Annotated in this window: 8 protein-coding genes; 6 read left to right on the top strand and 2 right to left on the bottom strand. The window is 29.4% G+C overall.

The genetic code is table 11. From position 1 onward, the window contains the following. Window positions 1-105 precede the first annotated feature (105 nt). From tilS to Q0U66_RS04645, 6 genes are read left to right on the top strand one after another with little or no spacing between them, the layout of a single operon-like run. Window positions 106-1395: a tRNA lysidine(34) synthetase TilS gene (gene tilS / locus Q0U66_RS04670; protein WP_297377978.1), complete on the top strand. Its 1290-nt coding sequence runs from the start codon at window positions 106-108 to the stop codon at window positions 1393-1395. Continuing rightward, on the top strand, window positions 1388-3238 hold the full coding sequence (gene ftsH / locus Q0U66_RS04665) for an ATP-dependent zinc metalloprotease FtsH (RefSeq protein ID WP_297377974.1): 1851 nt from the start codon (window positions 1388-1390) through the stop codon (window positions 3236-3238). The genes tilS and ftsH overlap by 8 nt, the downstream gene beginning before the upstream one ends. 1 nt (window position 3239) lies before the next feature. Next, window positions 3240-3734, top strand: a complete 495-nt coding sequence (locus tag Q0U66_RS04660; protein WP_297377972.1) for a DUF986 family protein — start codon at window positions 3240-3242, stop codon at window positions 3732-3734. A 45-nt stretch (window positions 3735-3779) separates the two neighbouring features. Then, window positions 3780-4355, top strand: a complete 576-nt coding sequence (locus tag Q0U66_RS04655) for an ECF transporter S component (RefSeq protein ID WP_297377969.1) — start codon at window positions 3780-3782, stop codon at window positions 4353-4355. A gap of 1 nt (window position 4356) precedes the next feature. Next, the gene (locus Q0U66_RS04650) at window positions 4357-5145 is read left to right on the top strand and encodes a type III pantothenate kinase (RefSeq protein ID WP_297377966.1); all 789 of its coding nucleotides are present in this window, start codon (window positions 4357-4359) and stop codon (window positions 5143-5145) included. Beyond that, window positions 5142-6491 carry an MATE family efflux transporter gene (locus Q0U66_RS04645; protein WP_297377963.1) on the top strand — a complete coding sequence of 450 codons (1350 nt, stop codon included), beginning with the start codon at window positions 5142-5144 and terminating at the stop codon, window positions 6489-6491. Before Q0U66_RS04650 ends, Q0U66_RS04645 begins: the two co-directional genes overlap by 4 nt. A 47-nt stretch (window positions 6492-6538) precedes the next feature. Here the strand turns inward: Q0U66_RS04645 and Q0U66_RS04640 are convergent, their stop codons facing one another. Together Q0U66_RS04640 and Q0U66_RS04635 are read right to left on the bottom strand one after the other, a co-directional pair. Then, the gene (locus tag Q0U66_RS04640; protein WP_297377960.1) at window positions 6539-6865 is read right to left on the bottom strand and encodes an antibiotic biosynthesis monooxygenase; all 327 of its coding nucleotides are present in this window, start codon (window positions 6863-6865) and stop codon (window positions 6539-6541) included. A gap of 34 nt (window positions 6866-6899) precedes the next feature. Beyond that, the gene (locus Q0U66_RS04635; protein ID WP_297377956.1) at window positions 6900-8234 is read right to left on the bottom strand and encodes a HAMP domain-containing sensor histidine kinase; all 1335 of its coding nucleotides are present in this window, start codon (window positions 8232-8234) and stop codon (window positions 6900-6902) included. Between the last annotated feature and the right edge of the window lie 43 nt (window positions 8235-8277).

The raw sequence follows: 8277 nt of genomic DNA, 5'->3' as shown, positions 1-8277 counted from the left end.
AGGGAAGAGCTTGGGATGATTAAAAAGGATGAAAAAATCTATGTGAATCCTGAAAATTTAAATAATAACCAAGAAAGTGATAGTCAAGAAAATAATAACTAAGACATGATAAACGAATTAAAGATATTTTTAGAAAAATTTAATATAAAAAATATTTTATTAGCAGTTTCTGGTGGTGTAGATTCTATGGTTATGTTGGATTGTTTCTACAAGCTATCCAAAGAAATAGATATAAATATTGAAATAGCAAACTTCAACCATAAAACTAGAGATGGTCAATCAGATAAAGATAGTATATTTGTAAAAAATAAAGCTAAAGAAATGGGGCTTATATATCACTACGCAGAAGGTGACATGGACAAATATGCTATTGATAATAAAATTTCAAGCGAAGAAGCAGGAAGACTTTTAAGACATAAGTTTTTCAATCAAGTATTAAATAGTAAAAAAGATAGTTATTACCTAGCTTTAGCTCATAATCTTGATGACCAGGTTGAAACTATATTAATGCGTATTATCAGAGGGACCGGCATTGATGGTTTAGAAGCTATGGATGTTTATGAATATCCTTTAATAAGACCTTTGTTAAATGTGACAAAACAAGAAATTTTAGCCTATGCTCGAGATAACAGCATTGAGTATGTTCAAGATTTAAGCAATTTTGAGAATATCTATTTAAGAAATAAAATACGTAATCAGTTAATACCTTTGCTAAAAGAAGAATACAATCCTAATATTTATGATAGTATTTTATCTTTATCAGATCTTGCTAAAAGTCAAAACCAAACTTTAAATAGATACTTAAATATATTAAAAAATAAAATAGTAGTATCTAAAAATGAGCTAATAGCTGAATTAAATATAAATGAATTAAAAAATATAAGTGATTACGAAAAAATAGAGATAATAAGAAGTGAAATTAATGATTTATCAAGCAATTATAATTTTACCAAAAACCATTATAATGAAATTTTAAAAATTATAGATTCCAATTCAAGTTCCATAAAAAAAATTAATGGACTTGCTTTTTACAAAAGTTTTAAGAATTTAGTGATAAGAATAGACCAAGCTAATGAATTAGAGAATGAAATAAGTATTGAAATACTTGACCATCATCAATTGATTGTCAATTCATATATAATTGATTTGGAGAATATTACAGATGATTATAAATTTATTAATCTTAAAATTCGTAAAAGGAAAAATGGAGATAGGATAGAGATAAATTCTAAGGAAAAAAAACTAAAAGACTTTTTAATCGATAAAAAAGTAGATTCTTATGAGAGAGATTTTTTACCAATTATCGAAGTGGATAATGAAATAATTCAGGTTGGAGATATCTATAAAAAACAAAATGCATATATGAAAATAAAAGTAAGGAGAGCAAATGAATAGAAATACACCGAGGATGGGTTCATACTTGTTACCTATTTTGATTGTACTCATGTTATTTTCTTTTTTTGGAGATTATTTTTCACCATATAAGGAAATAAGTGTTGATCAACTGGTGAGTAAAATTGAAAAAGGTGAAGTAAAAGAAATCACAAGTAAGGGAAGAGAAGTTAAATTGAAACTATCTAATGATAGCCTTGTGAAGTCTAATCTTCCAAGAGAGTTTCAAGATACATTCTATAATAATTATCTAAAAGAAAGGGTTGAAAAAGGTCAAATAAAATATACAGGTTTAACTGAATCAAACGGCATGGCTTTAAGTGCTATACTCCCATCTTTAATCACTTTAGTAGGAGTTGGTTTTTTATTTTATATACTAATTTCTAAGTCTGCTAATGCTGGTAATCAAGCTTCACAATTTGGTAAAAATAGGGCTAAATTAAATTTAGATAAAAATAATCATGTTAAATTTAAGGATGTAGCAGGTTTAAAAGAAGAAAAAGAAGAAATGTACGAGTTAGTAGATTTTCTTAGAAATCCTAGAAAGTATATTGACCAAGGAGCTAGAATTCCAAAAGGGGTCTTATTGATGGGGCAACCTGGTACAGGTAAGACTTATTTATCAAAAGCCGTTGCTGGAGAAGCAGAGGTACCTTTTTATAGTATTTCAGGATCTGATTTTGTTGAAATGTATGTAGGTGTTGGAGCTTCAAGAGTTAGAGATATGTTTACAGAAGCAAAGAAAAATGCACCTTGTATAATCTTTATAGATGAAATAGATGCTGTAGGTAGAAAAAGAGGGTCTGGTTTAGGTGGTGGACATGATGAAAGAGAACAGACACTAAACCAGCTTTTAGTTGAAATGGATGGGTTTTCAAAAAATGAGGGTATAATCATCATTGCTGCGACAAATAGACCTGATATTTTAGACCCTGCCTTGTTAAGACCTGGTAGATTTGACAGGACAATACAAATAGGTATGCCAGATGTTAGAGAAAGAGAAGAAATATTAAAGGTTCATACAAAAAACAAAAAATTAGCAAGTGATGTTAACTTAGCTAATATAGCTAAGGCTACAGCTGGATTTTCACCTGCTGAATTAGAAAACTTAACTAATGAAGCAGCATTATTAGCAGCTAGATTTAGAAAGGAAAATATTACATCAGACTTAATTGAAGAAGCAGCTATAAAGGTAATGGCTGGTCCTGAAAAGAAATCAGCAGCAGTTATAGAAAGAGAAAGAAAATTAACAGCTTATCATGAAGCAGGTCATGCGGTTACCGCTGAATTTTTACCAGAACTTGATCCTGTTCATATAATTACTATAGTACCTAGAGGAAATGCTGGCGGTTTTACAGCATATATACCTGAAGAAGATAAGAGTTTTAGAACTAGAAATGAAATGAAAAATAGAATAGTTTCTTTACTAGGTGGTAGGGCCGCAGAAGAGCTTATATTAGATGACATATCAACTGGAGCTTCTAATGACATTGAAAGAGCTACCCAAATAGCTAGATCTATGGTAAAAACATATGGTTTTTCCGATAAATTAGGACCAATACTATATAACGATGGATCTGGAAATATGTTTTTAGGTGGTAATGAATACTCAAGTGGTGATCATTATTCAGAACAAACAGCAGTTCTTATAGATAGTGAAGTAACTGCAATTATCAAAGATTCATATGATAGGGCTAAGGAAATCTTAAATAATCACAGAGACTTCTTAGAAGAGCTCGCTCAATTACTATTAAAACAAGAAACTATTAGAAAAGATGAATATGATGAGATTGCAAAAAAATATTCAATAAATAAAAATGTAAGTTCAGAAATAGAGGAGATTTAATATGTATTTAAATAAAACTCAAACCACCAATAATGGTACAAATATAATGGTTATAATTATGTATGCAGCCTTGGTGTTTTACTTTTTATATAAAACATTTAAAACTAAAAAAGCTGCTAAAAACGCTCAAGGTAATGCTATTAAGTTGAGAAAAAACATGTCAACACCTATGAAGGTTTTAATAGGACTGGTTTTAGCTTTTGCAGCATTATCTATATCACAAAAATTATATATAAATGGTATAGTAATGCTCTCACTTTTAGCAGCCGTATTCATAGAAAGTACAACACCTCATATATTTGCAGAAAATGGTTTTGTAGCAAATTCAGAATGGATAAATTGGAAAGATGTTAAAAAATGGACTTTTGAAGAAAGTGGTGAACTTGTAGTAAATTACAAGTCCGGTTTTGAAGAAAAGACAGGATACCTAAAATTGGATCCCAGTCAAAAAGATGAAGTTCAGGCTTTATTTAGAAAATATAAATTAAATAAATAATAAAATATGACTGGTACCTCAAAGAGGACTAGATCGGAGGAATAAATGAAAAATACAAAAGATATTACCTTGCTAGGAATAATGACTGCTGTAATAATTATAATGCTAGTAGTTCCAGGTTTAGGATTTATACCTATAGGATTGATAAAGGCAACAATAGTGCACATACCAGTAATAATTTTGGCTATAGTTAAAGGGCCAAAGTTAGGCGGGATTTTAGGTGCAATATTTGGAATAGCTTCGATATTGGATAAAATTTTAAGACCTACTATTACTAGCTTTATTTTTATTAACCCAATAATATCTGTCCTACCAAGAATTTTGATAGGTGTAGTTACAGGATATTTAGCTTTATATTTAAGAAATAAAAATATAAATGATTATATAAAGATTGCTATTCCTGCAGCTGTAGGATCCTTAACTAACACTGTAGGTGTATTATCTTTAATATATCTATTATATGGTCAGGCATATTTAGAGGCTATTGGAAAACTTGGTCAATCAGCAGCTCTAGTCATAGGATATACTGCGTTAACAAATGGACTTGTTGAAATGTTGGTTTCAATTGTAATTGCTAGTCCTATTTCAAAGGCGTTAATTAAATTAGATAAAAGAGGATAAAATGATTTTATTAATAGACATAGGAAATACTAATGTAGTACTAGGTATTTATGAAAATGATAAAAAAATAAATTCATGGAGATTAGAAACTAGACAAACTAAAACTCTAGATGAGTATGGTTTGCAATTAAAATCTCTATTAGATCATGAAAATATTGATAAAAATCAAATAGAGGATATAGTAATAGGATCTGTTGTACCAAATTTAGAAAACACATTTAAAAACATGTGTAAGAAATACTTCAACAAGGAAGCTATTGTAATAGGGGAAAATACTAGGACAGGCATGCCTATTAAGTATGAAAATCCTAAAGAGGTTGGAGCAGATAGGATAGCTAATTCGGTTGCTATGGCTCATGGTTATAAATTACCTGCAATTTTAATAGACATGGGAACTGCTATCACCTTTGATGTTGTAAGTGAAAAAGGTGAATACCTTGGTGGAGTAATAGCACCAGGTGTTGTAATAGCATCAAATTCATTGTTTGAAAAAGCATCAAAACTACCAAAAGTTGAGTTTGAAAAACCTAAAAATGTAGTTGGTAAAAATACAGTAGATGCAATAAAATCTGGTATGTTTACAGGTTATGTTGGCCTTGTCGACAATATAATAGAAAGTATTTTAAAGGAATTAGATTATAAGGCGGACGAAACAACAATTATATCAACTGGTGGTTATTCAAAGATTATTGCTGATGAGTCTAAATACATTACAAGTACTGATGAAGACATTACTTTACAAGGTATGAATCTAATATATAAAAGAACAATAGAAAGTAATAAAAAATGAAAAGAAAATTAACAAGTTTAAATTTATTAGAAGGAAATATATTAAAAAATTTACTCTTGCTTAGTGCTCCACTGATGCTTACATCTTTCATAAATATGGCTTACAATATGACAGATACAGCATGGTTGGGAAGACTAGGTACTGATGCAGTCGCAGCTACTGGGGCTGCTCATTTTTTTATTTGGTTTTCTTCTGCCCTTATGAATATTGCTAGAGTAGGCACAAGTGTATATGTAGCCCAAGAATATGGATCAAAAAAAGTTGATAGAATGAATAATTCTATTAAAAATGGGGCTATATTAATGGCACTAATTTTAGGTTTATACACATGTTTCGTTAATATTTTTGCTGAAAACTTTATGAACTTATATTCACTAGAAAATCATGTTAAGGAATTAGCTGTAATATATCTTAAAATATTTTCATATGGATTTATAATAAGTGGAATGAATACACTTATATCAAATATTTATTATGCTTTGGGAAATAGTGTATACCCACTTTTTGCAAATGTTACAGGTCTAGTTTTTAATATAGTATTGGACCCGATAATGATCTTTGGCTTTGGTCCTATCCCAGCTATGGGAGCTGCAGGAGCAGCTTGGGCTTCAATATTATCGCAATTTATAGTTTTATTATTATTTGTGTTTTCAATAACTAGAGCTAAAAATGAAATGTATTATGCGTTTATAAAAGGAGTAGCAAGTCTTTCAGATATGTTTAAAAAATTCAAAAAAGGCTTGCCTTCTGGACTGATGAGTGCTACACATGCAACAATTTCTCTACAGCTTACAAGATATATGACAACATATGGCACTGGACCTGTTGCAGCCTTTACAGTAGGGGCTATGTTGGAATCTATAACATGGATGACAGCTGAAGGTTTCCAAGGTGGGATAACATCATTTGTAGGCCAAAACTTTGGAGCAAAACTTTATGATAGATTGAAGGAAATTATAAGAAAATCAATGGCAACTATTTTAGCCATAGGAGTTTTTGGTAGTTTAGTTCTTATAATTTTTAGATATCCTTTATTTAAAGTATTTATACCTGATGATCCAGAAACATTGGAATATGGTGCTAAATACTTATATATCTTGGGTATGTCACAGTTGTTTTCAGCTGTAGAAATAGGTGCAGGTGGTGTGTTTAATGGATTGGGACAGACCAAGATACCAGCCTTTATCTCAATGATATTTAATGCTTTAAGAATACCAATGGCCTTAGCTTTAATGCCTATATTCAGTTACCAAGGTATTTGGATGGCAATGACTATATCATCTATATTTAAAGGTCTTTTCTCAGCAATCTATTTAAGGAAAACCTATAAAGAAATTAGACATTAAAAAAAGGTCATATAAGCAAAGTAAAATTGTTTATATGACCTTTTATTTTATTTTCTTATATATTTAATATCATCAAGGTTATCTTCTATACTTTCAAATCTTTCAACAATCATTCGTAAATCATATTTTTCACGAAGTTCGATTATATCTTCCATCATTGATGATTTATGATGGGTATCCAAAGCTTCCTGGTTTTCCCACCTATCAATTAATAATATAGATCCATCTTCTTCCAAAGGAAGGTAATAATCATATTGTAAATTTCCTTTTTGTTTTCTAATTCTATCTACTATTTTCTTATCTATCATATCCTTAGCAAATTTTCTTGCATTATCATTTTCGCCCATATATCTAATGTGTATTAACAAACTCATAATTATCCTCCTAAGATTTTACAATACTAAGTAATTATTTTTTGCTAGGAATTGTTAAAATAAATTCACTACCCTTACCTGGTTCAGAATTAACTCCTATATTATAACCAAGTAAATCTGCATAAGCCTGTGTTATAGCAAGTCCTAGGCCGTGACCTCCAATTTCTCGATTTCTAGCACTATCAACCCTATAAAACCTATCAAATATATGACTCAGTGATTCCTGATCCATTCCTACTCCATTGTCCCTTATCATTATTATATCTCTATTTATAAGTTTATCGTGACTAATCGTTATATCGCCTCCGTATTCAACTGCTTTAATTGCATTAGATATTAAATTACTTAATATTTGTTTTAATTTTGTAGGATCAGTTTCTATATAAGATTTGGAAGTCAGTACTTGAGTGAAATTAATATTTTTTTCTTTTAGAAGTGGTATAAAGCTATTAGTTATATCTTCAATAAGTGATTCTAGCTCTATTTTTTCTAGTTTAATTTCTTCTGATTCATTATTTTGATTGAAAGAATCTTCTAATTTATCAATCATAATACTTAATCTTTGAGTTTCTGTAAGTAGGGTGTTGATTGTTTGTTCATCTGCGTCTATAATCTGGTCTTTTATCCCCTCTAAATGTAAAAGTAGATTAGTGATAGGAGTCCTTAATTCGTGAGCTATATCATGAGCGTAATCTATTCTTCGCTTTTCTTGTTGATTTAATGTCTTAGCTAAAAAATTAATATCTGCTGATAACTCATCTAGTTCAAATACGTTGTAATTTGTTTCTTTTAAATCAAAGTTACCCTTTCTTAATTCCCTTGTTTTTCTTTTAATATCAGTGATAGGATCGGTGATTGTTTTGCTATATATTAGAACAAATATGGATCCTAATAATAAGGAGACTATAAATATCATGGTATGGTTTCTTACTATTTCTTTTTGAAAGTTTGATATACTTTCATCGTAAGAAAATATATCAGCTATATAATTAATTTTTAGGTAGCCAATAGCTGATCCATATTGGTCTAATAAATCTATTTTAATTTCAAGTAAATCTTTTTTATTATATTTTTCTAAATTTCTTATACCATCATATCTACTTACTAGTTGATTGTTGTTGGTATATAATTCAATTAGTAAATTTTCATTTTGGGCATAATTTTCTAAAATTAATGGGTTTAATCCTGATTCACTTTGTGCTATACGTTTTAAATCAGAGCTTATTTGTTCAAATGATTTGTCACGTTCAATCTGTATAAAAGTTCCGAAAGAATTTTTTAATACATATAGAGAAGTGAATAGAGATGCTAGAATTAGAAGTACTAATAAAATAATTATACCTCTATTTAATTTAGAGCTGAGTTTCATCTATTTCACCTGCTTTATATCCAAGACCATAAGTAGTTTTTAT

Origin of the sequence: uncultured Helcococcus sp. (genome assembly GCF_946998255.1) — a bacterium.
Taxonomy (GTDB): domain Bacteria; phylum Bacillota; class Clostridia; order Tissierellales; family Peptoniphilaceae; genus Helcococcus.
Note: the sequence above shows the minus strand (reverse complement) of the source record. Positions and strands in the feature narration are given on the sequence as shown.

What these genes read in the sequence shown, in the direction of transcription:
- Q0U66_RS04650 (WP_297377966.1), top strand. Translation starts at nt 4,357, where the DNA reads ATGATTTTATTAATAGACATAGGAAATACTAATGTAGTACTAGGTATT.
- Q0U66_RS04640 (WP_297377960.1), bottom strand. Translation starts at nt 6,865, where the DNA reads ATGAGTTTGTTAATACACATTAGATATATGGGCGAAAATGATAATGCA.
- ftsH (WP_297377974.1), top strand. Translation starts at nt 1,388, where the DNA reads ATGAATAGAAATACACCGAGGATGGGTTCATACTTGTTACCTATTTTG.
- Q0U66_RS04660 (WP_297377972.1), top strand. Translation starts at nt 3,240, where the DNA reads ATGTATTTAAATAAAACTCAAACCACCAATAATGGTACAAATATAATG.
- Q0U66_RS04655 (WP_297377969.1), top strand. Translation starts at nt 3,780, where the DNA reads ATGAAAAATACAAAAGATATTACCTTGCTAGGAATAATGACTGCTGTA.
- tilS (WP_297377978.1), top strand. Translation starts at nt 106, where the DNA reads ATGATAAACGAATTAAAGATATTTTTAGAAAAATTTAATATAAAAAAT.
- Q0U66_RS04635 (WP_297377956.1), bottom strand. Translation starts at nt 8,234, where the DNA reads ATGAAACTCAGCTCTAAATTAAATAGAGGTATAATTATTTTATTAGTA.
- Q0U66_RS04645 (WP_297377963.1), top strand. Translation starts at nt 5,142, where the DNA reads ATGAAAAGAAAATTAACAAGTTTAAATTTATTAGAAGGAAATATATTA.